Genomic DNA, 25,889 nt, shown 5'->3' on the forward strand with positions numbered 1-25,889 from the left:
CAGGGGCGGGGTCTAGCCCGGCCAGGGAGTTGGAGGTCGACGACATTGTCTTGATCCGATCCATTCATGTTTACGTGAACATAATGTCAACGTAAACATACCGCCGACCGGTGAAGTGGTCAAGGCTTGTGCTGCTGGTGGACTGCCAATTCCACGTCGATAAATGCCGCGATCATGGCCCGGTACATTCGCTCGACCACATCCGGTGCCGCGCCGGACTCCTCAGCGATGCCCCGTACCTTCACTATGACCTTCTCCACTCGGTCGGGAGCCTGGACGGCCGCCCGATCCGCCTTAAGTTTGCCGGCCTCCTCCACCCAATGCTGCCGCCGGGAAACAAGCCCCACAATCTCCCGATCCAACTCATCGATCTCCGCGCGAATACTCTCAATGTCCAGGCTTGTCATCCCACCAACCCTACTCAAGCCCTGTGGATATCCAGATGCTTAGGTAAGCCAAACAAGGTAAGTTGGCATGGTGATTTCCTCCGTAAAACCTGCCATTGACCGCGCCCCCGGAGTCTCCAAGGAGATCGAGGACGCGGCCTGGTATGTGCTCGGTCCGGCGCTGCAGGGGAGACCTTCAGCGCTGGACGGCCGGACACTGACGTGGACCGGGGACGCCGCCGGTGAGCTGTTGGAACGGCTTGAGCGCGGGGTGGAAGATTCCAAAGCTCCCATGATGACCAACCTTCGGCAGAACCTGGAAGGCGCGTCGCGTGAGGCCAAGTTGCTGGCTGTGGAATTGCTGTTCCTGCAGTCGTTGCCGCTCGCGCACGAGGTCAAGTCCCTCAGGGTGAAGCGCGCCCGTGTCGCCGAGGCCGCGTCCTGGGTTGAGCCGGCCGTTGAGCTGCCGGAGCAACTCTACGAGGGCATGACGGACCATGGAGTCATCCGTGACCGCACTGCAGAGTTCAACTGGACCATCTGGGACCACCTGAAGTGGTTGTGCCGTTTTGCAGCGCACGTGGACAGCCAGAACACGGCCACCATCAATGAGGCCCTCGAGGACCCGCTGAAGTTCCACGAACTCGCGGCCGCTACACCCGAGGACCAACCGGCCCTGCGCCGCAGCATCGAGTACCTGGTGTGGCCCAGCTATTTTGAGCCCGTGGTGGCGGATGTGGAGCGTCAGGAGATCCGGGACGCCTTTGCTTCGCTCGTGGGCGGTGCCAAGGGTGATTCGGACGAGGACATCACAGCGGACATCCACCGCATCCGCCTGCACCTGGACGAGCAAGCCGGGCAGCGCATCGACTGGTACGCCCGCCAACTGGTGAGCCAATGGCGCAAAGTGGGAGATCCAGGCCGTCGCTCCTGGCTCCTGCGCACCCATCACGACAATGCGGACCTCCTGGCTGCCTGGGTTGCCGAAGAGAAAGCCACCTTGGACGTGGAGCATCTGCGTTCCCTGACCGCGGGTGTCACTGCGGGGGTGGTCCAGCATGCCGTGGACGAAGACTACAAGCACCTTGGCTACGTGGAACGCGAGGATACCAAGACCGCCGTCTTCGCCTTCCTAACGGTCATGAAACCGGGCGATCTCACGCTCTACCAGCACGCGGGCCGGGTCCGTGTCGGCGTTGTCCTGGGCGAGCCCGAACACCACGAGGACAACCGCCGCATCCGCCGCAAAGTCCGCTGGTTCGATGACAGCTATGCCATCCCCGAACTTCCCCGGCATGCCCAGCGGCAGCTGTCTACCCCCGGTATTTTGGTGGACGTCACCCGGGTCATTCAGGCACTGCAGGAACTGCTCCCGGTAGAAGCCGAAACCGACGGCGAGGACGAAGCTCCGCCCACCGCCGTCGTCGAGGTTGTCCAGCAGGGCTTCCGGCCCCTGACCGAAGAGTTCGCAGCGTCCCTGCACATGGACCTCGAACCGCTGAAGGAAATCGGGGAACTGCTCGAAGAGAACCGGCAGCTGGTCCTTTACGGTCCTCCGGGAACCGGCAAGACGTACCTCGCCAAGCACCTCGCCGCTGAGCTTGCGGGCGACCACACCGACGAACAGGTGAAGCTGGTCCAGTTCCACCCGTCGTACGCCTACGAGGATTTCTTTGAGGGCTACCGTCCGGACAAGACCGACGACGGCCAGGTCTCCTTCAAACTGGTCGCGGGACCCCTGCGCCGGCTCGCGGAGGAAGCCGCCAAGCCGGAAAACGCGCACAAACCGTACTTCCTCATCATCGATGAAATGAACCGCGCCAACCTGGCCAAGGTGTTCGGTGAGCTGTACTTCCTGCTGGAGTACCGGGACGACCGCATCTACCTTCAATACAGCCCCAATGAGCCGTTCAGCTTGCCTGACAACCTCTACATCATCGGCACCATGAACACGGCTGACCGTTCCATCGCCATGATGGACGCGGCCATCCGGCGCCGTTTCGCGTTCATCGAGCTGCACCCCAAGGAGGAACCGATCCGCGGCACGTTGCGCCGGTTCCTTGCAGCGCGCGGCCTGGACACGCTCAACGCGGACCTGCTGGATGCGCTCAACGACGCTATTGACGACTGGGACCGGGACCTGATGATCGGGCCGTCGTATTTCATGAAGAACGCCGCCCAGAATCCCACGGGCCTGCGCCGGATCTGGAAGTACGAGCTCATGCCGCTGTTGGAAGAGCACTACCACGGGCAACTGAACCGGGCACAGCTGGAGGAGCGCTTCGGCCTGGACCAGCTGCTGGGACGTCTTGCAGCCCGCTAAGGCCATCCCGCCGCGGCCGGGCCGGGCACCTGCCAGCGCCGGGAGTGCTCCCGCCAGCGCCGGCCGGGTCACGGGCCCCCGGCATATCGTCATGGATGAGCTGTCCGGCGGCGTGGTGGACAAGCTCGACCCCCAGTCCGCAGCGTTCATCAATACCAGCGGCCTGGCGAAGGCCTCGCCGATGGGCATGGGCCTGTACCGGATTGAACCGGTGGGCAAGGTGGGCTCGGTCCGTACTGCCGCGGTGCAGTTGGAAGTCCGTCCCAAGGATCGCCTTGGCCTCAGCCGGTTGCTGTTCCTCCTCAGCTACGCAGGTGAACAGGGCTTCCGGGACCATTCGGTGGAGGCCGTGGAGCATCCGGATTTGTGGAGTGCCCTGGCGGAATCGCTGGCGCAGTTGGCGGACAGGGCCCTCAGCCGCGGCGTCCTGCAGGGCTACCTGACAGTGGAGGAATCGCTGCGGACCGTCAAAGGCCGGATCCGGATCTCTGACCAGATCTCCCGACGGCCCGGAATGATGGTGCCGCTGGAAGTCTCCTACGACGAATTCACCGAGGACATCGCTGAGAACCGCATCCTCCGGGCCGCTTTGGAACGGATGGGTAAGGTTCCCGGTGTCCGGCCTGACGTCCTGAGCCGCTTGCGGCAGCTCAAGGGAAAGCTCGACGCCGTGACGCGGCTTCAGTCCGGTGCACCGCTGCCGCCGTGGCGGGCCAGCCGGATGAATCTCCGGTACCACCCCGTGTTGAGGCTCTCTGAAGTGATCCTGCGCAATGCCTCCGCTGAAGCCGGCGAGGGCAAACAGCAAACAGCGTCTTTCGTGGTGGACATGGCCAAGGTGTTCGAGGAATTCGTGGGAACTGCCCTGCGAGGAGCCATGAGTGCCCATCCCGGGGAGATGCGCCTCCACTACGGGGCCCTCTTGAACGAGGCCGTGTATGACTCGGACCGCCTCACCGTACGTCCGGATGCCGTCCATTTCCTGGGCGGCCGTCCCGTGGTGGTCTATGACTCCAAGTACAAAGCAGCGTCCGACGCCGGGGCCTCGCTCAGTGCCGACCATTACCAGTTGCTGGCCTACTGTACGGCGCTTCGGGTTCCTACTGCCTGGTTGGTTTATGCCGGCCGCGGGGATGTGAAACTGCGGCGGATCCTGAACACCGATATCGACATCGTGGAGTATCCGTTGGACTTGTCGTTGCCGCCGTCGGAAATCCTGGCAGCGGTGGCGGACCTCGCTGAACAGTCCTGGGGCGAAGTAGTACGCCAGGCTGTGGCGGGCCGATCGGCGTCGGACTAGCCTGAGAGGTAAACCGTTCCTCGACTAGGAGGCATTATGGCCGGCAAGAAATCCTGGCGTGACATGAGCAAGGGCCAACGCTTCTCGGTGCTGGCCAGCGGTGCCCTGAACCTGGCTTTGCTGGTGGCCGCGCAGCGCAGCATCGCCAAGACCCCGGATTCAGGCATCAGAGGCAAAAAGGCTGTTTGGCGCGCGGTGTCGTTCATCAACTTCTTCGGCCCGGTCAGCTACTTCCTGTTCGGCCGCCGTCGTGATGCGGCGGGGCTCAAGAACTAAAACGCTCAGGCGGGCACTTTCACCGTAAACGTGGTGCCGCGGCCTGGTTCGCTCTCCAACGTGATGGTGCCGCCGTGCGCTTCCACGATGGCCTTGCTGATAGGAAGCCCCAGCCCGACGCCGGGTATGGCGCTCTTTCGAACCCCACCGGCCCGGAAGAACTTGGTGAAGGCTTCCGCCTGCTCCTCTTCGTTCATGCCCATGCCCGTGTCAGTGACGCGGCAAAACACAAAGTCATCGTCCTCCCACGCGGCCACTTCCACGTCGCCGCCGTCGGGGGAGTACTTGATGGCATTGGACACGAGGTTGTCCAGCACCTGCGCAATGCGCGAGGAATCGACGTGGGCTTCCAACGCCTCGGGAAGGTCCACCGAGAGACGGATGCCTGCTTTGGCTGCCCGGGGTTCCGCGGAGCTCACGCTGCCCCGGACCAGCTCAGCCACGTCAACTGCGTGGGGCTGGATGACGATTTGGCCTGAGCGCACGGCCAGTAGATCGGAAACAAGAGTGAGGAGTCGCTCGGCGTTGCGCCGGACGATGTCGAGTTGTTTGCGGGACCGCGCATCGAGGGCGTCGGGGTCGTCCAGAATCAACTCGACGTAGCCCAGGATGGACGTCAACGGGGTCCGGAACTCGTGGGAGACGTTGGAAACAAAGTCGTCCTTGGCCGCCAAGGCGTTCACCAGGTCCGTGACGTCGCTGAACACCACCACCGATCCCGCGAACTTTCCAGCGTCGTCCATCATAGGCCGGGCACTGGCGGTGAAGGCGCGTTGGCCCTCGCCGGCACCGAGCCAAACCAGTTGGTCGGTGAACCGCTCGCCCAAGACCGCGCGGCGCACGGGACGGCGGTCCGCGTCCAGCGGCGTGATCTTGTCGACGTCGAAGATCAGCAGCTGGGACTCGTTGGGATCGTCGTTGTCGGCAGGAGTGGCGAGCGAGTGGGTCTGGCGTTGGCGACGGTTCATGAGGATGTCATGACCGTCGCCGTCTACGGCTACTACCCCCAGCGGCAGGGCTTCCATCACGGTATTCAGGAGTCGTTCCTGCTTGGTGCTGACCTCCAGGGCAGCTTTGAGTGCCTCGTCTTTTTCCTCCATCGCGCGCTGCTGCCGCACCATGGACAAGGTCAGGACGCTGACGGACACGCCGATTCCAAGGATCAGGATGGGGAAAAGCAACGGCTTGGTAAGGGCCTGTTCGGTGACGTCACCCCTGACAAACAAGGGAACCCACACAATGCCCAAAGGCCCAAGGAATGACAGGACGATGGCCAATTTTGGATAAAGGCCCGACGCGCAGAGCCAAATAACAGGAAGAACCACCAGAACGCTGAGGCCAGTAAGTGCTTCTTGTCCACCTTCACGTCCGAAGCCTATGGAGACCATGTCCAGGATAGGAACGACGAGAAAGCTGGGAAAGGGCAGCCGGTGCCACGGCACAATGACGCAGACGGCAAGGAGGAATGCCTGGCTCAGCAGGAATATCAGGAAGTATGGATTCTCCAGCGTTGCCGGGAAAAAGAGCCAGACCAGAATGGCCGAAAGACAAACACAAACTGACAACGGCAGTTGGCTGAGGACAACGCGCATCCTCAGGGTATGTTCGTGGAAAGAGCGTTGAAAAACCAAGAGTTTCTTCTTTTCACCAAAATCCCAAGTCGAAGGGTGGGTCATGGCACATCCACCACGGATGCAGAAGAAAGTCGGTTCATGAGATCAGCCTAACCATAATGGATATACTTCTGAGGTTATCGAAGGGGCTGAGGGGCAGCGATGAGTGAAGTACGTGTGGGGCTGGTCATTGAAGATGACCAGGATATTCGCGAGCTGGTAAGGGTAGTTCTATCCCAGGCGGGGTTTGATGTGCATACTGCGTCCACCGGATCCGCGGGTGTGACGTCGGCGCGTGAACTGAATCCGGACGTCATTACGTTGGATCTCGGTCTCCCGGATATTGATGGTTTTGAGGTTGCCCGCCAGATCCGTAAATCCTCCGATGCCTACATCATCATGTTGACCGCCCGCGCCGAGGAGCTCGATACCCTCATGGGCCTGGAGGCCGGTGGCGACGATTACCTCACGAAGCCGTTCCGGCCCCGCGAATTGCGCGCCCGGGTTGAAGCCATGATGCGAAGGCCCCGCGCGTCGTCGGACTCCAGGAACGTCGCGGAAGTTGCGGACCCAGAGGTGAGCCACAACGGCTTGGCCGTCTCGGCAGGTTCCCGGACCGCCGTCTTGAACGGCACGGAGCTGAAGCTCACCCGCACCGAATTCGACCTCCTGCTTGCGCTGCTGGAAACCGGACGGATTGTTCGGACCAAATCCGACCTCGCGCGTCGCCTCCGCAACGAACCGTACGACGTCGGAAGTTACGTCAGCGACGCCGACGAACGGGCCGTTGAGGTCCACATGGGCAACCTGCGCAAGAAACTCGGCGACAGCATCCAGGCGCCCCGCTGGCTTGAGACGGTCCGCGGCGTCGGTTACCGGCTGGCTCCCGCGTCAAGCAACTAAGTGACACGCAACAGCTACACCACGCGCAGGGGCTCCGCCGCGATCACCGGGTGGTCGCGGGTGGTGTCTTCGAAGAACTCCACGTTGGCCCTGACGTAGTCGGCCCATTCATCCGGGACGTCGTCGGCGAAGTAGATTGCTTCCACAGGGCAGACGGGGTCGCATGCCCCGCAGTCCACACATTCAGACGGGTGGATGTAGAGCGAGCGATCGCCCTCGTAGATGCAGTCCACCGGACATTCATTAATGCAGGCTTTGTCTTTGACATCCACGCAGGGCTGGGCGATCACGTAACTCATGCCGGGTCAGACACCCGTGTAGACGGTTTTGCCCCACGTGTAGAAGTCCAGTGCGGACCTTCCCTGCTCGCGGAACGTGTTGGTGGAGGAATCCTTCACGCCACCGAAAGGCACGTTGAGGTCCAGCCCTGCAGTGGGGCGGTTCACCTTGACCACACCTGCTTGGGCGCGGGCAGCGAAATCCGTGGCGAGGGCCAGTGAGTCCGTGCAGATGCCGGCGGTGAGCCCGTAGCGGGAGTCGTTGATGGCAGCCAGTCCGGCTTCATAATCGGGAACCTCAAGTACCGCAACGACAGGCCCGAAGATCTCCTCGGTGACCGCTGCGTCGTCCATCGGCAGGTCCGTGAGAACCGCAGCGGGGAAGAACAGCGGACCGCTGGGGTCGCCGTCGTACTGTCCGTGCAGGAGGGTTGCGCCGCGTTCGACGGCGGTGCGCACCGCGGCTTGGTCCTGCTCGAACTGCTGCCGGCTCACCACCGCGCCCATCCGGGTGCCGCTTTCGAGCCCATCGCCGGTGCTGTACGCGGCAGCCTCCTCGACCAGCGCGTCCAGGAACGCAGCGCGGATGCCCGGCGTTACGTAGACTCGCGACGTCGCGGTGCAAGCCTGTCCGGTCAGTCCGAACGCACCTGCGGCCACCACCTGCGCGGCGTTGCGGGCATCGGCGTCGTCGAGGACCAGGACACCGTTCTTGCCGCCCATTTCCAACTGGACGCGGGCCCGGCGGGCGTTGAGGATCTCCTGCAGTCCGAGGCCCACCTTGGTGGATCCAGTAAAGGACATGCCGGCAATGCGGGGATCCCGGGCCAGGGCATCGCCCACTACGCGGCCCTTGCCGTGCACCACATTGAACACTCCGGCGGGCAGCCCGGCGTCCTGCAGGGCGCGGGCCAGATGGGTGGCGGACAGCGGAGTGAGCTCGGCGGGCTTGATGACCACGGTGTTGCCGCTGATCAGTGCCGGGGCCGTCTTCCATGCCGGTATGGCGATGGGGAAGTTCCACGGAGTGATGAGCCCGATGACGCCCAACGGTTCGCGGCGCGTGGTGATGGTGGTGTTCGGCAAGCCGCTGGGAAGGACTTCGCCGGTGGCCGCCCAACCAAGCGAGCCGAAGAACCGGAGGACGTCCGAGGCGCGTTTGACCTCGCCCTTGGCCTCGGCCAGGGTCTTCCCTTCTTCACGGACCAGGTCCTCGGCGATGGCAGCCTGGCGTTCGATCAGGAGGTTGCCGGCGGCGATGAGGATGGCGCCGCGCGACGGTGCGGGCAGGGCAGCCCAAGCCGGCTGCGCGGCAGCGGCGGCCGAAATGGCAGCGTCGACATCCTCCGCCGTGCCGCTGGGGGAGAGCGCAGCCACCTCGTCCGGACGTGCGGGGTTCAGCCTCTGGGTGTCTGCTTCGCCCAGCCACTGGCCGTTGATGAGGTGTTGTGCGGTGATGGTGGCGGGCTGTCCTGGGGTGGTTTTCAAGGCAGGGGTGGTTTCCAAAGCTGTGGACGTCATGGCGTTTCCTTTGAAAGTAGTGGGGGTTAGAGGCTGCGGATCAGGCCGCCGTCGCACCTGAGCGCGACGCCAGTGATGTACGACGCCGGTGCGCTGCACAGGAACGCTGCAGCCGCACCGAACTCGGCGGGTTCTCCATAGCGGCGGGCGGGGATGGTCTTACGGGATTCGAGTTGGATGTCTTCCAGTGAGGTGCCGCGTCGTTTGGCGGCGGCCTGGTCGAGCTGGGTGACCCGGTCGGTCGCGATCCTGCCGGGCAGCAGCAGGTTCACGGTGACCTCGTCCAACGCCACTTCAGCGGCGAGGGTCTTGAGGTAGCCGGCCAGCGCGGCTCGTCCGGTGTTGGACACTGCGAGGTTGGGCAGCGGTGCCGAGACCCCGCTGGAGCCAATGGCCAGGATCCTGCCCCAGCGCCGTGACCGCATCCCCGGAAGGACGTGCGATACCAAGGCGTGGTGGGGTTTGAGCAGGAGGTCGAAGGCCGCGGCGATGTCGTCGCAGCTCAGTGTTGCAGCGGCGCCGGGCTTGGGGCCAGGCCCGTTGAGGACCAAAATGTCGATGGGGCCCAGGTCCGCCACTGTCTGTTCGACGGCGGATTCAATACCTTCTGCAGTGGTAAGGTCCGCTTCGATGGCCACGGCGTCGAAACCGCTGGTCCCCAGTGAGCCAGTCCCGTACGCAGCCTGCAGTTCCGCGACGATCTCCTTGGCGCGGTCGCGGCGGCGGCCAACGATCGCCACCCGCACTCCTTCTGCGGCCAGAGCACGTGCCACGGCCAGGCCGAGCCCACCGGTGGACGCAGCAACCAGGGCAGTCTTTCCGGCGATTCCCAGGTCCATCAGAAACTCCCTACGGTTGTCTTCACTGTTGTTCTCGCGGTTTCCAGCGCCGCAGCGGCTTCGCGAAGGTGTGTTCCCATGCTGGCCCGCAGGCTTTCGGGGAAGCCCGCCGCTGGTGCCCGGACACCGGAGTCCTTGATCAGTCCGCGTTCGCGCAGGCACTCCTTGCGGATGGCCAACGCCACCTTTGCCTGCTGCTCAAAGTTGATCAGCGGAAGGTACGGCAGCAGCTCACGCTGGGCTGCGTCATACCCGTCCTGCTGCCAGGCCCGGACACAGGCGATGAGTGCCTCGGGGTAGGAGAAACCGGTCATGGCGCCGGCTGCGCCGGCCATGAGTTCGTCCAGCAGGCCCTGACCGCCAAGGCCACCAAAGATGGAAACCCCGACGGCGGCCTTCAGCTCCGCGATCGCGACGCTGGTGGGTGGCGCCTCGGCCTTGACGGCGATGACGTAGTCACAGGCCGAGACAACGGAGATCAGCGCCGATGTGGCGATGCTGACACCGCTGGCCAGAGGATAGTCCTGCAGGACAACCTTGGCGCCGGTGGCCCGGTGAATGGCCTCCAGGTGCGCAATCACCGTCTCAGCCTTGGCTGAGTTGGCCTGCACCATCACAGCCGCGAGCCGGGTCCCGGCACTGTTTTGGGCGGCGCGGACTTCCTCGATGGCCGGGCGGGTTGCCAGGGCGGTCACGCCAACCACCAACGGAAGTGAGGTGCATTCCACCACGGTTTCCAGGACATCGCGGCGTTCGTCAGCGGTAAGAGCTGCTGCTTCGCCGAAGACGCCCAGGACGGTGAGGCCAGTGGCGCCGATGGCTTCATAGTGCTCCACGAGCCCGGACAGGCTGTCCAGGTCCACGTCCAGCGTGCTGCCTTGGAACGGTGTGGCAACAACGCCCCACACACCGGCCGGCAGTGATTCTCGGTTTTTGGGCGCAGAAGATTGCGTCATGGTTGGTTCCTTTCAGTGCGAACGGCAAGTACGGGAAGACGGATTACTTAGCGGCCCGGCCAGGCGGGCATGCGCTTTTCCTGGAAGGCGCGGACGCCTTCGGCTGAGTCTTCGCTGTCCAGGGCAGCCATGAGGGCCGGCAGGCGGAGCCCGCGTGCCTCTTTGGCCGTGAGATGGGTGGTCTGTGTGACCATCTGCTTCACAGCCCGGACCGAGGTGGGGGCGCAGGCCAGGATCTGGTCCACCCAACGCTGCACCGCGGCGTCGAGTTCTTCAGCGGGTACCACCTCGTTGATGAGTCCCATGGACTGCATTTCCGCGGCGTCGGCTTTCCGACCGGTGAGCAGCATTCCCATGGCCTGCGTGTACGGGATCCGCCGTACCAACTGGTGGATGCCGCCGTCGAGCGCCAACCGCCCAACCCGGGGCTCGGTCAAGCCGAACTTCGCGGTATCGGCCGCCACCACGATGTCCGCGCCCAGCACCATCTCCATGCCGCCACCCAAGGCGTAGCCGTTGACGCGGGCGATCACGGGGATATCGAGGGTGGTGCGCAGGCTCAGGCCACCGAAGCCGTTGGGATCGAGTCCGGCCCAGTACTCCAAACCGGTCTTGTCCACAGCGGAGGCTGACATGTCCGCGCCAACTGAGAAGGCACGCGGGCCGGCACCCGTGATGACCACGGCACGCACTGAGGGGTCGTGCTCCAGCTGGTCCCAGATCTCATTGAGTTGGGCGTGGGTGGCAGCGTCCACGGCATTCAGGACGTGCTGGCGGTCGATGACCACCGTTGCCACCTGGTTCTCGATAGTGAGGGTCACCGCGTCAACGCGGGACTCCGCAACAGCGGTCATCGGAGGACCCCCAATTGCTGCAGGCGTTCGATGGTTTCTTCGTCGAAGCCGTTTTCCAACAGGACCTCCACGTTGTGCTCGCCGAGGCGAGGTGCCGCCCGCCGGATGGTGGGAGGCGTGGCCGAGAGCCGGATGGGTGCGTTCAGCATGCGGACTGTGCCCACAGAGGGGTGTTCGGCCTCCACGATCATGCCGTTGGCTTCGGTCTGCGCATCCGCCAAGGCCTGCTCCAGGGTGTGCACGGGGGCGTTGAGCAGCCCCTGCTCCTCGAGCTGGTGCGTCCAGTACTCGGTGGAGTTGGTGGCGATATGCTCGCGGAAGATCGCCTGCAACGCCGGCTTGTTTTTGAACTGCTGCTCAAGGCTGGAGAATTCCGGCCGCTGCGTGAGGTCTTCGTCCAGGCCCAGGGCGTCGGAGATCCGTGCCAGCGGGTCCGGGGTGAAACCGCCCACCATGCACACAGCACCATCGGTGGTTTCGAAGACACCGCTCAGGGGCATGGCACCCCAGTTGACCTCGTAGCCGCGGTTGAGCTGCATGCATGCCTCCTGCATCTGCAGGTGCAGCATGGAGTCATACATGGTCACCTCCACGCGCTGGCCAACCCCGGATGCTTCACGGGTACGCAACGCCAGCAGGATGCCCTGCATGAGGTGCATGCCGGTGATGTAGTCGCAGAGCGTGGTGGGGTAGATGGCCGGCTTGGCGTCTTCGGACTCCCGCCGCCACATCACGCCGGAGTAGGCCTGGGCGATCGCGTCCTGGCCGCCCTTGTGCGAGTAAGGACCGGCAGGTCCGAACCCCGTACCGGAGGCCCAGATAATTCCGGGGTTCGCAGCTTTCAGTTCCTCGTAGCCGAAGCCCATGCGCTCCATGACGCCGGAGCGGAAGTTGCTGACCACAACGTCTGCGTCCGCCAAGAGCCGGTGCAGCACTTCGCGGCCTTCCTCGGTGCGGGTGTCCACGGAGACGCTGCGCTTGTTCCGGTTGATTGACAGGAAAATCGGGTTGTCCTGGCCGTCCTGGTCCGGGAACGAGTTGCGTGAGATGTCGCCGGCGCCGGGACGCTCCACCTTGATGATGTCTGCGCCGTAATCACCCAGCAGCTGCGTGCAGGACGGGCCCATGAACACCTGCGTGAAATCCACGATCTTGATGCCATCCAGTGGGAGCGGCACCGTTGCCGGGGCGGCGGCGGCGAGTGCCGCCGTCGTGCTTTCCTGCTGCTCCGGTTCTACTGTCACGGTGCTCATGCCGGCACCGCTGCGGTTGCGTCCACTGTGGCGTTCGACGACGGGACGTCGCCCGGGTCTGCGCCGTGGCGGCGCATGCCCTGCTGGATATCCAGCGCGGAGACGTCGCGGACCAGGACGTTGTTCTCCACGGCGAGGGCCGCCGCGACGCCGACTGCTTGGCCCATGGCCATGCAGGGCGGGATCTCGCGGGACATCTTCTGCGCCTCCGGTGTTGCGGAGTAGTGGCGGCCGGCCACCAGCAGCTGGTCCACTTCCTTGGGCAGCAGCGAACGGTATGGGTAGTAGTAGTCGCGGCCGCGGGCCACAGTGTCCTCGAAGTGGCGGCGCTGCGTGACGTCGTCCTTGGTCATGACGTACTCGCCCTGCAGGAGCCGGGTCTGGCGGACCCCCATCTGGGAGGCGACGTCCAGCATATAGCAGTTTTCGAAGCCGGGGAGGTTGGCGCGGACGTAGTCCACGGCCTCGGAGATGCGGTCACGGGCGGCGAATTCTGCGGCGGTCATGTCGGCGGGATCCACGCCGTCGAAGCCTGACATGTGCGGAGCGTTGCACCAGACCACACCGTCGATGGGCGTCTTGAGCCACCAGAGTTCCCAGGCGCCGCCGAGGAGGCGCTTGATCTTGCGGTTGATGGCGCGGGCTTCCTTGGGGTTGGCCTGTTCGAAGGCTTCGGCGGCGTTGGTGTCCACGTTGCCCAGGCGGAAGACGAGGGTGGTGAGGTAGTTGTCCTTGGCGTAGCTGGCGCCGGCCCGGGAAGCGACGTCGATGTCGCCGGTGGTGTCGATGACGACGTCGGCCATGAAGGCCTGCGGGCCCAGTTTCGTCTCGCAGATGACGCCCTTGATCACGCCGTTGTCCACGATGGGGCGGGAGAACCAGGAATGCAGGCGCAGGTCTACTCCGGCTTCGCGGACGAGGTCGTTGGAGACGCGCTTCCAACCGTCGGGATCGAAGGCTGCGGCGTAGCAGATGGGCTTCGGGTTGGTGTGGGAGTGGAAGTCGAAGGTGCCGTAACGGCCCCACTTGTTCCAAAGTTCCTCGGAGGTCTTGCGGTCATCGGCCGGCGGGACGATGGCCAAGCCCAACTTCTGGAGGCGTTCCACGTATTCGGAGACGATGCCAGTGACGGTGATTTCCTGGCCGTTGATCATGTCATCGAGTACCAGGACCATGCCGCCGGAGGCCAAACCGCCCAAGGAAGAGTAGCGTTCCAGCAGCGTGACCTTGGCACCGGAGCGGGCGGCGGTGACGGCTGCGGCCACACCTGCGGGACCGCCGCCGACGACCAGGACGTCGGAACGTGAGATGACCGGGGCGGTGAGGTCCGCCGTCGTAGTGCTGAGTTCAAGCGTATTCATGATGAGTCCTTACTTTCCGACGAAGATGCCGTTGGAGCGGCGTGCGGCGAGGTAGAAAACGATGCTGAGGATGGAGAGGACGGCCACGTAGACCGGGAAGACCCAGCTGATGTTCAGGGATTGGAACCAGACCAGGAGGTAGGACGCCGTGCCGCCGAAGAGGGCCACGCCAATCCCGTAGCCCAGGGCTACGCCGGTTCCGCGGATGTTCTTGGGCATCAGGGACGAGCTGACCACGTTGTAGAGGGTCATGTTCAGGACAAGGACAATGGATCCGCCCAGGAGGACCGCTGCGAAGCCGCCGATGCCTGGCTGGACGTACATCAGCATGAGGAACACGGACGGGATGGCGAGGATGCGGGTGACCAGGAACCATTTGGACATCGCCTTGCCATCGGCCAGTTTGCCGATGACCCAGCTGCCGATCACCAGGATGACGCCCAGGATGGTGGTGAGGGCGAAGACTGCGGTGGGATCTTCCTTGAAACCGCTGCGTGCTGCGCTGGGGAGACCGACGTTCCAGGCGTAGTTGTACGCCTGTGCTGCGCCCACCACGAAGATGATGGCAAGGACGGACAGCCAGTGCTTACGGACTCCGGACCATACTGCCCGCGGAGTGTTTGTGGCCATTTCCTCTGCTTTGAGGGTTTCCGGCAGGGAACGGCGGAGGTAGAGAACCACGAAGCCGAAGAGGGCACCGATGATGAAGGGTACGCGCCAGCCCCAGTCAGCCATGGCTGCACCGCCCAGGACCAGGCTGCAGAGGAAGCTGATGAGCGAGGCCAGCAGGATCCCGATGTTCACGTAGAAGGACATGATGCCCGCTACGTAGCCTTCACGGCCCTCCGGGGCGAGTTCCACGGCGTGCGAGGTGGAAAGCGGCGCTTCGATGCCCGTTGAGATTCCCTGCAGGACCCGGCACACCAGCAGGATGATGCCCGCCGCGGGGCCGATGGTTTCATAGCTCGGAGTGACGGCGATGATCAGCGTGGTGCCGGCCATCAGCATGATGGACAGCAGCATGACACGGCGCCGGCCGATGCGGTCTGCCAAGGTTCCGAGGAGGATGCCACCCAAGGGGCGGAACGCGAATCCGACGGCGAACACGGCCAGGGCGTTCAGCGTTGCGGAGAGCGGATCGGTATTGGGGAAGAAGTTCGGTCCGATGAAGGCGGACAGGAGGCCGAAGACCATCCAGTCGTACCATTCCAGGGCGTTTCCGAGGCCCAGGCCGAGCAGGCCCTTGCGGACTTCGGGGGTGAACTTCGCGTTCTTGCCGGGGGATGAGTGGCTGGTTTTTGGTGACGGGACTACATTGTCCGTCGTTGTGGTGTCGAGCATGGAAGTGTCCTTACGCTGACGCCCCGGAGGGCGTGGGAGGGTATGACGCAGGAACGCCTGGTGGAAGAGGCGCTTGATGCGAAAGTGGCAAGGATTGTCAGCGGCCACGGTTTCGTGTCCGGACAGTTAAGGGAAAACGCTGGCGCCGAGGGGCGGCAGGGTTACCACGCGTGTGGTGCGTTGACCCAGATGGCTACGCATACCTCTTCGTAGCTGTTCTTGTACCAGTGGGGGATCTCTGAGGAGTAGGTGATGGAGTCGCCCTCTTCAAGGCTGTAGCAGACGCCATCCAGGAAGACGTCCTTACGGCCGGAGACGATGTAGCAGAACTCTTCACCGCTGTGGGTAAACGGGGTATCGCTGGTGTCGTGCCCTGGGGGCGTGCTGATCCACTGCGCTTCGATGCTTCCGTCGCGGTTCGGGGTGAGCAGCTCGTGCACTGCTTCACCTACGGATTCGCGGGTGACGTTCTTAAGGTTGCGTCGATCGGATTTGCGGACCACGGGTGATTTGGATTCATCCTGGCCGATGAAGAATCTTCCTACCGGGATGTCCAGGCCGTGGGCCAATTGAGCCAGTGTAGTGAAGGACGGGTTGGCCATACCGCGTTCGATCTGGCTGACGATCGCCTGGCTGAGGCCGGTGATGTCCGAGAGTTGGGCGAGGGTCATTCCCTTTGCCTTGCGCATGGTGCGCACCTTATTTCCAACCGTGGCCAGCAGTTCGCTGGTGGCCGGTGGAGCAGGAGTCTCGGTAGTCATTGCCGCATCCTTCGTTGGTGAGCTAACTCACACAACTATAGTGAAGATTTTTAGCGAGTCAATGGTTTCTCTTCAATAAGCTGAAGAAATTCACAGGAGTGGTGTTTCGAGCTCGCTGATGGTCCCGCCCACGAAGCGGTCGATTTCGCTGACTTGGGCAGAGAGCTCGTGCAGGTGGTCCGCGTTGGGCAGCAGCCTGATGCTGATTTCCAGCTCGGTAGCCAGGCGGTTCATGCAGATGGCACCCACCATGTGGCTGGAAGTCTTCAGGCTCAGGACCGCATCCATGGCATCTTCCATGTCCAAGTGTTCCAACGCCCTGTGGAGCCGGGACACCCGCCAAGGCAGCAAGGCAACATAGTTGCGGATGAAGGCGCCGATGATGGCATGGTCTCCGCCGAGCTCCGCCTGGAGCTCGGTGAGGACGGTGCGATCCACCAGGGAGTCAGTGCAGTCGTCGTACTCAGACACCAGACTCCTCCCGCCTCCAAACAATAGATTCACGATTCAACAGTAGGACCCGCGGAGCGATGGAAACGCCGGAAAACGAAAGCTTGATCCAATCTTGAGCGGACTCAGAGGGAGTCTTGATTGGCGGCCCCCAGAGTGGGACAGCAGAGGCAAGATCACGGATCTGGGGGATTCCAGGCTTGAATCAAGGAGCGGGAAAAAGCATGAACAGCAGTGCTCGTCCATCACCAGGCCTGATGGTCATCGTCGTCTTTTGCATGACCGTTCTACTCGGCATCGGTGGGACCGCAGCGTACGCACTATGGGAACAAGGCACCCCCACCAAAGCCACTGACCGGGCCGTCAGCTCTGCCCCGGCTGTCTCTTCCGCCCCGTAGACGGGGAGCAGTGCGGGCCGTCCTCCAGGAATTGTGTGAGCCTGTCTTCAAGAACCGACCGGTCCTTCAGTTCGCACTCCCACACCGTCAACACGTCCCAGCCCTTCGCGGCCAGTTGTTCCCGTTGCTGGGCGTCGCGCTCGCGGGTCCGGGTCCGCTTGGTTTCCCAGAACTCCGCGTTGGCCGCTGGCGCATGCTGACCCACGCGGCACGTATGGAAATGCCAAAAACAGCCGTTGACGAAGATGACTTTGTGCCGGCCCGCGAACACCAGGTCCGGTCGGCCAGGCAGCTTCGCCGCTCCGGACTGTCCATGCAGCCGGTACCGGTAACCCTTCGCGTGCAGCAGTCTGCGGACCAGCAACTCAGGCTTGGTGTTCTTGCCGCGGATCTTGGACATGTTGCGGCTGCGCTGTTCAGGCGTCAGGAGGTCCCGGCTCTCGCCCATGTCTCCAGCCTACCCAGGTGGAGTTTTTGTGCTCCAGGGTTACGGTCCGGGGTGCCTGGAACGACAACAGTCGCAGCCATTCCGGGGTTGAGTCCTGCAGCCGGACACCTTTGAGGGCTGCCGCGGTTTCATGAACGACGACGGCGGCCTCCAGTTCCGCGAGTTTGGCACCAAGGCACCGGTGGATCCCCGAGCCGAAAGCAAGGCCATATGGCGTGGGGCCGGGCCGGACGGGTTCTTCAGCCCACGGAAATCCGTGATTGCCCGTCAACTCCAACAGGATCTCCTCACCCGCGGGGATGTGCCGGCCATCCAGCTCCGTGTCCCTGCTGGCTACCCGTCGCCAGGTGGGGACGGAGGACTCGGTGGCAAGGATGTGCCGGACCAGGTCGCGGGCCTTGGATGCTGTAGCTGCCTCGCACCATGAGATGCCACGGGATCCCTCAGCCAGCCGGAACAAGGTGGTGCTGATCAGCTGCGTGGTGGTCTCCTGCCCGGCGATCAGCAGGAAGTACCCCAGGGAGCAGACCTCAGGGGTGCTGAGGCCGTGGCGGGCCAGTGCGCTGAAGAGGTTGGGGTTCGGTGAGGCCACGGATTCCAGGACCAGCTCCCTGAGCCAGCGGTAGAAGTCGGCTGCGCTGTGGGCCAGCTCAAGTTGCCGGTCCGCATCCGGCCAACCCCAGAACAGTTCCAAGGAATCCAGGCTCCACGCTTTCAGCGCAGGCACATCGCGAACGGGTAGGCCCAGCATCTCCAGCATCACAATGGCCGGCGGGTCGGCGGCCACGGCCTGCACCAGATCAACGGAGCCTTCGGTGGCTAGCAGGTGAGCTGCACGGGCTGCTGATTCGCGGGCCAGGCCACGGATGCGAGGTTCCATCGCAGACACCTTCGCCGGCGTGAAGAAGCCCGCCACCACCTTGCGGATGCCCGCGTGGGTCCCTGTATCGTTGCTGGCCAGGACTGGAGGGAGCGCGAACCGGGCCTTCTGCAGCACGCGAAGTGCCTGCCCGCTCAGCGGGGTCACGGCCAGCAACGCGTTGGCCGGGCTGAAATCGTCGGGCCTGTGCAGGACTTCCCTCACGGTATCCGGGGTGCGGAGCACCATATAGGGACAGGTTCCGGCGTCCGGAAGTCCGGTCTCAGCTGTCAACGCTGCGCTCATACCGGCAACCCCTCAAGCCATCCGGATGCTTCTGCCCGGAAGTCGGCAGGATCCAGTCCTGACGCGCCGGCATCCACCGCACCCAGGAAACGAACGGGCCACGAGGTGATGGTTGCCCTGTTGGTCAGCTCCACCGCCCCCGGCGTCGGTGCCCATGCTCCGAGGACCACCCCCACCACCGGCAGGCTCCTGCGGTCCAACGCCTCCAAGGTCAGCGCCGTGTGGTTCAGCGTGCCCAACGCAGGCCGCGCCACCACCACGAAGCCAGCCTCATCACCAAGGTGCGTGCCGAGATCAGCCAGTGTCCCGCCGTCGTGGTCCAACTCCACCAGCAAGCCGCCCGCCCCTTCCACCAGCACGTAGTCGTGACTCGCTGACAGCTCACGGATCCGCCCGGCATGAATCCGCAGCGGCGGCAACCTGACCTCGTCCAGCGCAGCGGCCGGCACGGGGGCCATAGGCTCTTGAAGAACGACGCCGGCCTCCGCAGTCCGGGGACCAGCCAACCGGGCCACTTCGGAACAGTCGGAATCGCCCTGCACGCTTCCGCTCTGGCACGGCTTGTAAACGGCTACCGTCCGTCCGCGTAGCTGCAGCGCGGCGGTGAGGGCCGCCGTCGTGATGGTCTTGCCCACACCGGTATCGGTGCCGGTGACCAGGATGATGGGAGGCAGTTTCATGATGTTCTCTCCAGGATGCTGCGCAACACTGCGCAGGCGTGGTCGATCTCAACAGGTGTGAGTGTGGCCCGAGCTGTGAGGCGAAGCCGCGACACCCCATCGGGAACGGACGGTGGTCGGAAGCAGCCCACCAGGACGCCTTCCGAGCTCGCTTCCTCGCTGGCAGCGAGCGCTGCCGCCGGGGAGGGCATGGGGATGGATTGGACGGCTCCCACGGAAGGCTCGACGACGGTGCCGGGCCTTTCCATCACGGGCTGCAGTTGGGCAGCCAGCGCAGTTGCGTTGCGGTGGACGGCTGCTGACCGCCATGGTTCTGCCCGCACGATGCCGATGGCGGCGAGCGCAGCGGCAGCCGCCGGGGGAGCCAGTGCGGTGTCGAAGATGAAGCTGCGGGCCCGGTTCACCAGATGCTCCCTCAGCAGGGGCGAGCCGAGGACCGCACCGCCTTGGCTGCCCAGTGCTTTGGACAGGGTGGCGGTGACGACGACGTTGGGGTGTCCGGCGAGCCTGGTTCCGGCCACGGCGCCGTGGCCCTGCGTGCTCCCGCTCCCCGCGACGCCCAGGCTGTGGGCTTCGTCAATCAGCAGCATGGCGTCGTGTGTTTCGGCCAGTTGCAAGAGTTCGGCAAGCGGCGCCGCATCGCCGCCCACGCTGTAGATGGATTCCACGGCGATGAGGGCCCTCGGTTGTGTGCGGTTCGTTAGCTGGGCAGCCGCATCCTCAACGCTGTTGTGCGTGAACTCCTTGACCTCGGAACGGCTCAACCGGAACCCGTCCATCAACGAGGCATGGCACTGCTCATCGGCCATGATCAACGTCCCCGGACCGCCAAGGGCCGTGGTGACGCCAAGGTTCGCCAAGTAGCCGGAGGAGAAGACGAGTCCCGCGTCCATACCGGTGAGCTGCGCGAGTTCGTGCTCCACCTCCAGATGCAGCTCCGTGGTTCCCGCCACCAACCGGGACGACGTGGCACCGGTACCCCAGCGCCGGATGGCGTCCATGGCTGCTTCGGCGAGCCGGGGATCGGTGGCCAAGCCGAGGTAGTCGTTGCTGGCAAGGTCAACCACCCTGTCCCTTGACCCGCGCACAGCGGGCGTCCGCACCAGCCCCCGGCGCTCGCGGACCCGGGCCTGGTCCTCCAACCACTGCGTCATAGCCGGGCTCATGCCGACACCGCCTGAGTGGTCGTTTGCCTCACGGCCGCCACCATGCCGGAGGTCATCACTACCACGTCCTCGGCGGAACTGATGTAGGGCGGCATCGCGTAGACCAGGTTCCGGAACGGGCGAACCCACACGCCATGCTCGACCGCGGCGCGCGTCACTGCGGTGACGTCCACCGCGTCCCTCAACTCGATGACGCCCACGGCGCCGAAGGTGCGGACGTCCGCAACGGCGTCGAGCATTGACGCCGGTGCCAGTCCCTCAGCAAGACCCGTTCCAACGCGCTCCACATCCTCGCGCCAGGCCCCGGTGGCCAGGATCCCCAGGCTCGCGTTGGCTGCGGCGCACGCCAGGGGATTGGCCATGAAGGTGGGACCATGCAGGAGTGCCCCGGTGCCTCCGGAAGATACCGCCCGGGCAACGTCGCCGGTACACAGCGTCGCAGCCAAGGTGAGGTAGCCGCCGGTGAGCGCTTTGCCGACGCACATGATGTCCGGGACAACCCCGGCGTGGTCCGCGGCGAAGAGTTCACCGGTTCTCCCGAAACCCGTGGCGATCTCGTCCAGGATCAGCAGCAATCCGTAGTTGTCCGCAATGGTGCGCAGGATCCGCACGCACTCGGCCGGATAGGTGAACATGCCGCCGGCGCCTTGGAGCAGGGGTTCGACGATGATCGCGGCCAATTCGTCCGAGTGCTGCGACGCCAGGCGCTCCACGTCAGCCTGCCAGCCTGCGATACCCGCCGGCGTGGCCGTTGCGGCCGTTGGCGGACGGGGAGCGAAGACGTTGGCGGCCAGCAACCCCGGGAACGAGGAATGCATGCCGTCCACGGGATCGCACACACCCATGGCAGCGAACGTGTCCCCGTGATAGCCGCCGCGGATGGTCAGGAAACGCTGGCGCTTGGGGCGGCCGGTCGCGGTCTGGAACTGCACGGCCAGTTTCAAGGCGACCTCCACGGAAATGGATCCGGAGTCGGCCAGGAACACCCGTTCCAAGCGCCGTCCCGGTTCGCCGGGCGCCATGGACAGCAGGCTTTCCGCGAGCTCCACGGCAGGTTGGTGCGTGAGCCCGCCGAACATCACGTGGCTGAAACTGCTGAGTTGGCGCTGGATGGCGGCATCCATGATGGGGTTCCGGTAGCCGTGGATCACCGACCACCACGATGACATCGCATCAAGCACCTCATGCGTTCGGCCCTGTTCGTCGCGCAGGCGCAGCGCCACGCCGTCGGCCGCTTCCACCTCCCACAGCGGCAGCATTGGGGAGGCAGGAGCATACGGGTGCCACAAGCTTGCACGGTCGCGCTCGATCAGCGAGCTCATGACGCCAGCCTTCCGTGCCTGGAACACATTGCGGTCCACCCCAACGGCGTCACCTGGACCTTCATGCGGCGCCGGCATTGCGGACAAAAGCGCGGTGGCTCCATCCCCAGGCGCTGTTGGCAGCTACGGTGGGCGTCCGACGTCGGGCTGTCACCGCTGCCCTCGCCCCCACCGCCGCAGTGGCCGCAGTACTGCTGGCCTAATGCGGTGGTCACAGCGACTTCTGGAATTCCTTGATGGGCATGTTCAGCTCCACCAGCAGGTTCAGGTCGGCATTGGCGGGGCGGCCCAAGGTGGTCAGGTAGTTGCCCACGATGACCGCGTTGATTCCGCCGAGCAAACCCTCGCGGGTGCCGAGGTCGCCCAGGGTCAGTTCGCGGCCACCTGCATAGCGGAGCACGGTGCGGGGCATGGCGAGCCGGAACGCTGCGATGGCGCGGAGGGCGTCTTTGCCGTCCATGATTCCTTGGTTTTCCAAGGGCGTTCCGGGGCGGGGGTTCAGGAAGTTGAGCGGGACTTCGTGCGGTTCAAGGGCTGCGAGTTGGGCTGCGAGTTCAGCCCGCTGTGCCACCGACTCGCCCATGCCGATCAGCGCGCCGCAGCACAATTCCATGCCGGCGGCCTTGACCATGGCGCAGGTTTCCAGCCGTTCCTCGTAGCTGTGGGTGGTGACGACCTCGGGGAAGTAGCTGCGCGCGGTTTCCAGGTTGTGGTTGTAGCGGTGGACGCCCCACTCGGCCAGCTGGTCCACTTGCCGCTGCGTGAGCATGCCCAGCGAGCAGGCGATGTTGATGTCCACGGCTTCATTGATGCGGTCGATCGCGAATTTGATCTGGTTCATGAGCTTGATGTCAGGCCCGCGGACGGCTGCGACGATGCAGAATTCCGTGGCCCCCGTGGCGGCGGTTTCCTTGGCCGCTTTGACCAGCTCCGGGATGTCCAGCCAGACGCCGCGGACGGGGGAGTCGAACAGGCCGGACTGGCTGCAGAAATGACAGTCCTCGGGGCAGCCGCCGGTCTTGATGGAGATGATGCCCTCCACTTCCACGTCCTCGCCGCAGTGCTTGAGGCGGACCTCGTGGGCCAGTTGCAGGGCTGCCGGGATGGCTTCGTCCGGTAGCTCCAGGATCTCGATGAGCTGGGCCTCGCTCAGTCCCTCGCCGCGTTCGAGGACCTGCTCGCGGGCAGTGTCCAGGATGGGGTGGGTTGCCCGGGTTTCATGGGCTGCTTCGGTTTCATGGGGTGCGTGGGTGGTCATGTCCTTGACGGTATCCGCGCTGGTGAAGGGCGATTTTGTGGGGTGCGTACAAACGGAGGTGGTTGATTTTGGAGTTGCCCGCGCGGGGCGGCTGATGCAGAAGTTACAGCTGCGAAACATGGATGTGACTGAATTGACGCGCTGCGTGACTAGCGTCGGGGGCGAGGCAAAGTCCACGACGAAAGCGACCACGAATGATCGACGACAAGACGAGTACCGCCACCCTGGAGCCGACGACGGCGGCAGGCACCGCCGTCGGGATCGGCACCACCGGTGCGCCGGCGGCGGGCAACGGAACTGCGACGGCAGGCAACGCCGACGCCATGAGCGCGGCGAAGGAGAGCCTGGAGGATTACACGCTCCGGTTCGCCCCGCGGTCCTACCGGAAGTGGAGTGCCGGTGTGGTGGCCACCAGTGCGCTGGGCGGCATCGCGTACCTGGCCGACTTCTCCATCGGCGCGAACATCGGCATCGCCTACGGAACCGTGAATGCCATCTTCGGCATCATCGTGGCCGCGGTGATCATCTTCGCCACGGGGTTCCCGTTGGCCTACTACGCAGCCCGGTACAACATCGATTTGGACTTGATCACCCGCGGCTCGGGCTTTGGCTACTACGGCTCGGTGGTCACCAACATCATCTTTGCCACGTTTACTTTCATCTTCTTCGCTCTTGAAGGCTCCATCATGGCCCAAGGGCTGCAGTTGGGTCTCGGCATCCCACAATGGATCGGCTACGCCGTGTCCACCATCATCATCATTCCGTTGGTGATCTACGGGATGAAGACGCTCGCCACGTTGCAGGTGTGGACCACACCACTGTGGCTGTTGCTTATGGTGGTTCCCGTGGGCTATCTGCTCCTGTCCCACCCGGAGAGCATCGACGCCTTCTTCGCTTTCACGGGCGCTTCCGGCGATGGTGGTCCCAACCTGGCTTCGGTGATGCTGGCCGCCGGTGTCTGTCTGTCCCTGATGGCGCAGATCGCAGAGCAGATCGACTACCTCCGCTTCATGCCTCCCAAAACCGCAGAAAACAAGGGCGCTTGGTGGCGTGCAGTGATCCTGGCCGGACCGGGTTGGGTGATCTTCGGTGCCATCAAGCAGATCATCGGCCTGTTCATTGCCATCTACCTCATCGCCAAGCTCGACCCCGCAGCAGCATCTTCAGCCAACGAGCCGGTCCACCAGTTCCTGGGCGTCTACGAAGAAATGATGCCGGCATGGCTCGCCATGACCCTGGCCGTGGTGCTGGTGGTCATTTCCCAGATCAAAATCAACGTCACCAACGCCTACTCCGGTTCGCTCGCGTGGACCAACTCCTTCACCCGCATCACCAAGAGCTACCCGGGACGTATGGTGTTCGTGGTGGTCAACCTGGTCATCGCGTTGATCCTGATGGAGTCGAACATGTTCGAGTTCCTCAACACCATCCTGGGCTTCTACGCCAACTGCGCCATGGCCTGGGTGGTCACGGTGGCCTCCGACATCGCCATCAACAAGTACCTGCTGAAGATCTCGCCCAAGGTTCCGGAGTTCCGCCGCGGCATGCTCTACGCCGTGAACCCCGTGGGCTTCGTGTCCATGCTGGTCTCCGCCGGCGTATCCATCGCGGTGTTCTTCGGGGCGTTCGGCGCAGCTGTCCAGCCGTTCTCGCCCATCTTCGCCGTGGGCCTGGCGCTGGTGTTGCCGCCCGTCCTGGCCCTGGCCACCAAGGGCCGGTACTATCTGCGGCGCACCGACGACGGCATCGACCTCCCCATGTTCGACGCCGATGGCAACCCCAGCGATGCCAAGCTGCTTTGCCACGTCACCGGCCTGGAGTTCGAGCGTCCGGACATGCTCCGGTCCGGTCAGGACGGGCCCGACGGCGAACCCCAGTACATCTCGTCCCTCGCCTTGTCCACGGATAAGTCGGGCGAGTTGGTGCTCCCGGCCCAAAAGTAACCCCTCCCAACCCAACTGAGTCGCAGATCAGGCCGTTCTGAGAGCTCAGAACGGCCTGATCTGCGACCTACTTGGGTGCACGCAGAACGCCCCGGCTTCCCATGGAGGGAGCCGGGGCGTTCTGCTGTGTGTTCAGTTCTGTGGTGCTATGCGGCTTACTTGTCGAAGGCGTCCTTCGCGGCGTCCTTGACGTTCTCGCCGGCCTGCTTGGTTTTGGCTGCTGCCTGATCAGCGGCACCCTCGGCCTGCAGTTTCTCGTTATTGGTGGCGTCGCCCAAGGCTTCCTTCGCCTTGCCAGTGACTTCCTGTGCCTTGTTGCTGATCTTGTCTCCGAGTCCCATAGGCCCTCCTTCGATGTAATCCAACGCTGACAATCGCTAGGCTATCGAGCAATTCTGAGTGCTTCCTGAACGCCCCACCCAGATAGTCAGGATGCTTACACTGAGAGCATGGCTGAGGAGATCCGCAACGAACAAACGGAGAACACAGACCTTGACGAGGACATTGCCATGGCCTTGGTCAACAACGTGGTCTCCTCGTCCTACGATCCTGACGGGGAGTCTTCTGATCCCCGCACCAAGTACCCGTCCGGAGAATTCGAGCCACAAACCCAGGAATACCCCGGCTGGACCGAGGCCATGAATCCGCGGCCCGACCACGGCGAGCAGAGCTACGTGGGCCATCACCGCCTGCTCGGCCGGCGGGCACTGATCACCGGGGGAGAAAGCGGAATCGGTAAAGCGGTGGCCATTGCCTTCGCCCGCGAAGGTGCCGAGTTCGGTGGGCTCAACGTCCTGGTGAACAACGCCGGCTTCCAGATGGCCACAAGCCGGGGCATCGAAGACCTCAGTACCGAGCAGTTCGACAGGACCTTCAAAACCAACGTCTACGCCCTGTTCTGGCTCATCAAGGCAGCCCTCCCGCATCTGCAGCCCGGTGCCGCCATCATCAACACCTCGTCCATCCAGGGGTACCATCCCAGCCCGTCCCTGATGGACTATGCGGCCACCAAAGCAGCCATCAACAGCATGACTTTCTCCTTGGCGGAATCGCTGGGGCCCAAGGGAATCAGGGCCTGACCCTCCGGGTTTCAC

The 25,889-nt window shown here is 64.0% G+C and carries 25 protein-coding genes and 1 pseudogene; 7 read left to right on the forward strand and 19 right to left on the reverse strand.

What is annotated here, in order from left to right; translation table 11 throughout:
• Positions 1-119 precede the first annotated feature (119 nt).
• Positions 120-407 (reverse strand): chorismate mutase, encoded by a 288-nt coding sequence (locus RQH14_RS02850; RefSeq protein ID WP_311211830.1) that lies wholly within the window; start codon positions 405-407, stop codon positions 120-122.
• Between the two features lie 67 nt (positions 408-474).
• Here RQH14_RS02850 and RQH14_RS02855 point away from each other — a divergent pair, with 67 nt between their 5' ends.
• The 3 genes from RQH14_RS02855 (at position 475) to RQH14_RS02865 (ending at position 4,285) form a co-directional block, all read left to right on the forward strand.
• Positions 475-2,709 (forward strand): AAA family ATPase, encoded by a 2,235-nt coding sequence (locus RQH14_RS02855; RefSeq protein WP_311211831.1) that lies wholly within the window; start codon positions 475-477, stop codon positions 2,707-2,709.
• 91 nt (positions 2,710-2,800) lie between these two features.
• Positions 2,801-4,009 carry a 5-methylcytosine restriction system specificity protein McrC gene (locus RQH14_RS02860; protein WP_311212092.1) on the forward strand — a complete coding sequence of 403 codons (1,209 nt, stop codon included), beginning with the start codon at positions 2,801-2,803 and terminating at the stop codon, positions 4,007-4,009.
• A gap of 36 nt (positions 4,010-4,045) precedes the next feature.
• A complete protein-coding gene (locus tag RQH14_RS02865; RefSeq protein WP_311211832.1) occupies positions 4,046-4,285 on the forward strand; it encodes a PLD nuclease N-terminal domain-containing protein in 240 nt (79 codons plus the stop codon).
• 5 nt (positions 4,286-4,290) lie between these two features.
• Here RQH14_RS02865 and RQH14_RS02870 read toward each other — a convergent pair whose 3' ends face one another.
• A complete protein-coding gene (locus RQH14_RS02870) occupies positions 4,291-5,961 on the reverse strand; it encodes a PAS domain-containing sensor histidine kinase (RefSeq protein ID WP_311211833.1) in 1,671 nt (556 codons plus the stop codon).
• 99 nt (positions 5,962-6,060) lie between these two features.
• Between RQH14_RS02870 and RQH14_RS02875 the strand changes: the two genes are divergently transcribed.
• Positions 6,061-6,801 (forward strand): response regulator transcription factor, encoded by a 741-nt coding sequence (locus RQH14_RS02875; RefSeq protein ID WP_311211834.1) that lies wholly within the window; start codon positions 6,061-6,063, stop codon positions 6,799-6,801.
• A gap of 14 nt (positions 6,802-6,815) precedes the next feature.
• Here the strand turns inward: RQH14_RS02875 and fdxA are convergent, their stop codons facing one another.
• The 15 genes from fdxA to RQH14_RS02950 all read right to left on the reverse strand — a co-directional run bounded on the left by fdxA (position 6,816) and on the right by RQH14_RS02950 (position 21,594).
• Positions 6,816-7,100 (reverse strand): ferredoxin, encoded by a 285-nt coding sequence (gene fdxA / locus RQH14_RS02880; protein ID WP_311211835.1) that lies wholly within the window; start codon positions 7,098-7,100, stop codon positions 6,816-6,818.
• A 6-nt stretch (positions 7,101-7,106) separates the two neighbouring features.
• Positions 7,107-8,600 carry an aldehyde dehydrogenase family protein gene (locus RQH14_RS02885; RefSeq protein WP_311211836.1) on the reverse strand — a complete coding sequence of 498 codons (1,494 nt, stop codon included), beginning with the start codon at positions 8,598-8,600 and terminating at the stop codon, positions 7,107-7,109.
• Between the two features lie 26 nt (positions 8,601-8,626).
• Positions 8,627-9,439: an SDR family oxidoreductase gene (locus RQH14_RS02890; RefSeq protein ID WP_311211837.1), complete on the reverse strand. Its 813-nt coding sequence runs from the start codon at positions 9,437-9,439 to the stop codon at positions 8,627-8,629.
• Positions 9,439-10,395, reverse strand: coding sequence for a dihydrodipicolinate synthase family protein (locus RQH14_RS02895; RefSeq protein ID WP_311211838.1), 957 nt, complete (start codon positions 10,393-10,395; stop codon positions 9,439-9,441). The genes RQH14_RS02890 and RQH14_RS02895 overlap by 1 nt, the downstream gene beginning before the upstream one ends.
• Positions 10,396-10,442: 47 nt before the next feature.
• Entirely contained in the window at positions 10,443-11,249 is an 807-nt protein-coding gene (locus RQH14_RS02900; RefSeq protein WP_311211839.1) for an enoyl-CoA hydratase-related protein, read from the reverse strand.
• On the reverse strand, positions 11,246-12,502 hold the full coding sequence (locus RQH14_RS02905) for a CoA transferase (protein ID WP_311211840.1): 1,257 nt from the start codon (positions 12,500-12,502) through the stop codon (positions 11,246-11,248). Before RQH14_RS02905 ends, RQH14_RS02900 begins: the two co-directional genes overlap by 4 nt.
• Entirely contained in the window at positions 12,499-13,863 is a 1,365-nt protein-coding gene (locus tag RQH14_RS02910) for an FAD-dependent oxidoreductase (RefSeq protein WP_311211841.1), read from the reverse strand. The genes RQH14_RS02905 and RQH14_RS02910 overlap by 4 nt, the downstream gene beginning before the upstream one ends.
• A gap of 9 nt (positions 13,864-13,872) precedes the next feature.
• A complete protein-coding gene (locus RQH14_RS02915; protein WP_311211842.1) occupies positions 13,873-15,204 on the reverse strand; it encodes an MFS transporter in 1,332 nt (443 codons plus the stop codon).
• Between the two features lie 161 nt (positions 15,205-15,365).
• On the reverse strand, positions 15,366-15,965 hold the full coding sequence (locus tag RQH14_RS02920; protein ID WP_311211843.1) for an XRE family transcriptional regulator: 600 nt from the start codon (positions 15,963-15,965) through the stop codon (positions 15,366-15,368).
• A gap of 90 nt (positions 15,966-16,055) precedes the next feature.
• Positions 16,056-16,436, reverse strand: coding sequence for an Hpt domain-containing protein (locus RQH14_RS02925; RefSeq protein WP_311211844.1), 381 nt, complete (start codon positions 16,434-16,436; stop codon positions 16,056-16,058).
• A 342-nt stretch (positions 16,437-16,778) separates the two neighbouring features.
• Positions 16,779-17,261 carry a very short patch repair endonuclease gene (locus RQH14_RS02930; RefSeq protein ID WP_311211845.1) on the reverse strand — a complete coding sequence of 161 codons (483 nt, stop codon included), beginning with the start codon at positions 17,259-17,261 and terminating at the stop codon, positions 16,779-16,781.
• Complete coding sequence (locus RQH14_RS02935) at positions 17,230-18,426, reverse strand: cytochrome P450 (protein ID WP_311211846.1); 1,197 nt, start codon at positions 18,424-18,426, stop codon at positions 17,230-17,232. Before RQH14_RS02935 ends, RQH14_RS02930 begins: the two co-directional genes overlap by 32 nt.
• Complete coding sequence (gene bioD / locus RQH14_RS02940; RefSeq protein ID WP_311211847.1) at positions 18,423-19,106, reverse strand: dethiobiotin synthase; 684 nt, start codon at positions 19,104-19,106, stop codon at positions 18,423-18,425. Before bioD ends, RQH14_RS02935 begins: the two co-directional genes overlap by 4 nt.
• Entirely contained in the window at positions 19,103-20,260 is a 1,158-nt protein-coding gene (locus RQH14_RS02945; protein WP_396136308.1) for an 8-amino-7-oxononanoate synthase, read from the reverse strand. Before RQH14_RS02945 ends, bioD begins: the two co-directional genes overlap by 4 nt.
• An 8-nt stretch (positions 20,261-20,268) precedes the next feature.
• Entirely contained in the window at positions 20,269-21,594 is a 1,326-nt protein-coding gene (locus RQH14_RS02950) for an adenosylmethionine--8-amino-7-oxononanoate transaminase (RefSeq protein ID WP_311211849.1), read from the reverse strand.
• Between the two features lie 14 nt (positions 21,595-21,608).
• On the opposite strand from RQH14_RS02950, the gene RQH14_RS02955 reads away from it, so the two are divergent.
• Positions 21,609-21,797 carry a hypothetical protein gene (locus RQH14_RS02955; RefSeq protein ID WP_311211850.1) on the forward strand — a complete coding sequence of 63 codons (189 nt, stop codon included), beginning with the start codon at positions 21,609-21,611 and terminating at the stop codon, positions 21,795-21,797.
• Positions 21,798-21,805: 8 nt separating this feature from the next.
• Here the strand turns inward: RQH14_RS02955 and bioB are convergent, their stop codons facing one another.
• A complete protein-coding gene (gene bioB, locus RQH14_RS02960) occupies positions 21,806-22,852 on the reverse strand; it encodes a biotin synthase BioB (protein WP_311211851.1) in 1,047 nt (348 codons plus the stop codon).
• 194 nt (positions 22,853-23,046) lie between these two features.
• Here bioB and RQH14_RS02965 point away from each other — a divergent pair, with 194 nt between their 5' ends.
• Positions 23,047-24,795, forward strand: a complete 1,749-nt coding sequence (locus tag RQH14_RS02965) for a hypothetical protein (RefSeq protein ID WP_311211852.1) — start codon at positions 23,047-23,049, stop codon at positions 24,793-24,795.
• 155 nt (positions 24,796-24,950) lie between these two features.
• On the opposite strand, the gene RQH14_RS02970 is transcribed toward RQH14_RS02965, so the two are convergent.
• Positions 24,951-25,136, reverse strand: a complete 186-nt coding sequence (locus tag RQH14_RS02970; RefSeq protein ID WP_311211853.1) for a CsbD family protein — start codon at positions 25,134-25,136, stop codon at positions 24,951-24,953.
• A 108-nt stretch (positions 25,137-25,244) separates the two neighbouring features.
• On the opposite strand from RQH14_RS02970, the pseudogene RQH14_RS02975 reads away from it, so the two are divergent.
• Positions 25,245-25,868, forward strand: a pseudogene (locus RQH14_RS02975) (SDR family NAD(P)-dependent oxidoreductase); the annotation flags it as partial.
• Between the last annotated feature and the right edge of the window lie 21 nt (positions 25,869-25,889).

The organism is Arthrobacter sp. WCS2018Hpa-7 (genome assembly GCF_031843805.1).
Classification (GTDB): domain Bacteria; phylum Actinomycetota; class Actinomycetes; order Actinomycetales; family Micrococcaceae; genus Arthrobacter.

Bases quoted from the DNA above. Each gene is read 5' to 3' on its own strand.
- RQH14_RS02850 (WP_311211830.1), bottom strand. From the start codon at position 407: ATGACAAGCCTGGACATTGAGAGTATTCGCGCGGAGATCGATGAGTTG.
- RQH14_RS02855 (WP_311211831.1), top strand. From the start codon at position 475: ATGGTGATTTCCTCCGTAAAACCTGCCATTGACCGCGCCCCCGGAGTC.
- RQH14_RS02860 (WP_311212092.1), top strand. From the start codon at position 2,801: ATGGATGAGCTGTCCGGCGGCGTGGTGGACAAGCTCGACCCCCAGTCC.
- RQH14_RS02865 (WP_311211832.1), top strand. From the start codon at position 4,046: ATGGCCGGCAAGAAATCCTGGCGTGACATGAGCAAGGGCCAACGCTTC.
- RQH14_RS02870 (WP_311211833.1), bottom strand. From the start codon at position 5,961: ATGACCCACCCTTCGACTTGGGATTTTGGTGAAAAGAAGAAACTCTTG.
- RQH14_RS02875 (WP_311211834.1), top strand. From the start codon at position 6,061: ATGAGTGAAGTACGTGTGGGGCTGGTCATTGAAGATGACCAGGATATT.
- fdxA (WP_311211835.1), bottom strand. From the start codon at position 7,100: ATGAGTTACGTGATCGCCCAGCCCTGCGTGGATGTCAAAGACAAAGCC.
- RQH14_RS02885 (WP_311211836.1), bottom strand. From the start codon at position 8,600: ATGACGTCCACAGCTTTGGAAACCACCCCTGCCTTGAAAACCACCCCA.
- RQH14_RS02890 (WP_311211837.1), bottom strand. From the start codon at position 9,439: ATGGACCTGGGAATCGCCGGAAAGACTGCCCTGGTTGCTGCGTCCACC.
- RQH14_RS02895 (WP_311211838.1), bottom strand. From the start codon at position 10,395: ATGACGCAATCTTCTGCGCCCAAAAACCGAGAATCACTGCCGGCCGGT.
- RQH14_RS02900 (WP_311211839.1), bottom strand. From the start codon at position 11,249: ATGACCGCTGTTGCGGAGTCCCGCGTTGACGCGGTGACCCTCACTATC.
- RQH14_RS02905 (WP_311211840.1), bottom strand. From the start codon at position 12,502: ATGAGCACCGTGACAGTAGAACCGGAGCAGCAGGAAAGCACGACGGCG.
- RQH14_RS02910 (WP_311211841.1), bottom strand. From the start codon at position 13,863: ATGAATACGCTTGAACTCAGCACTACGACGGCGGACCTCACCGCCCCG.
- RQH14_RS02915 (WP_311211842.1), bottom strand. From the start codon at position 15,204: ATGCTCGACACCACAACGACGGACAATGTAGTCCCGTCACCAAAAACC.
- RQH14_RS02920 (WP_311211843.1), bottom strand. From the start codon at position 15,965: ATGACTACCGAGACTCCTGCTCCACCGGCCACCAGCGAACTGCTGGCC.
- RQH14_RS02930 (WP_311211845.1), bottom strand. From the start codon at position 17,261: ATGGGCGAGAGCCGGGACCTCCTGACGCCTGAACAGCGCAGCCGCAAC.
- RQH14_RS02935 (WP_311211846.1), bottom strand. From the start codon at position 18,426: ATGAGCGCAGCGTTGACAGCTGAGACCGGACTTCCGGACGCCGGAACC.
- bioD (WP_311211847.1), bottom strand. From the start codon at position 19,106: ATGAAACTGCCTCCCATCATCCTGGTCACCGGCACCGATACCGGTGTG.
- RQH14_RS02945 (WP_396136308.1), bottom strand. From the start codon at position 20,260: ATGACGCAGTGGTTGGAGGACCAGGCCCGGGTCCGCGAGCGCCGGGGG.
- RQH14_RS02950 (WP_311211849.1), bottom strand. From the start codon at position 21,594: ATGAGCTCGCTGATCGAGCGCGACCGTGCAAGCTTGTGGCACCCGTAT.
- bioB (WP_311211851.1), bottom strand. From the start codon at position 22,852: ATGACCACCCACGCACCCCATGAAACCGAAGCAGCCCATGAAACCCGG.
- RQH14_RS02965 (WP_311211852.1), top strand. From the start codon at position 23,047: ATGATCGACGACAAGACGAGTACCGCCACCCTGGAGCCGACGACGGCG.
- RQH14_RS02970 (WP_311211853.1), bottom strand. From the start codon at position 25,136: ATGGGACTCGGAGACAAGATCAGCAACAAGGCACAGGAAGTCACTGGC.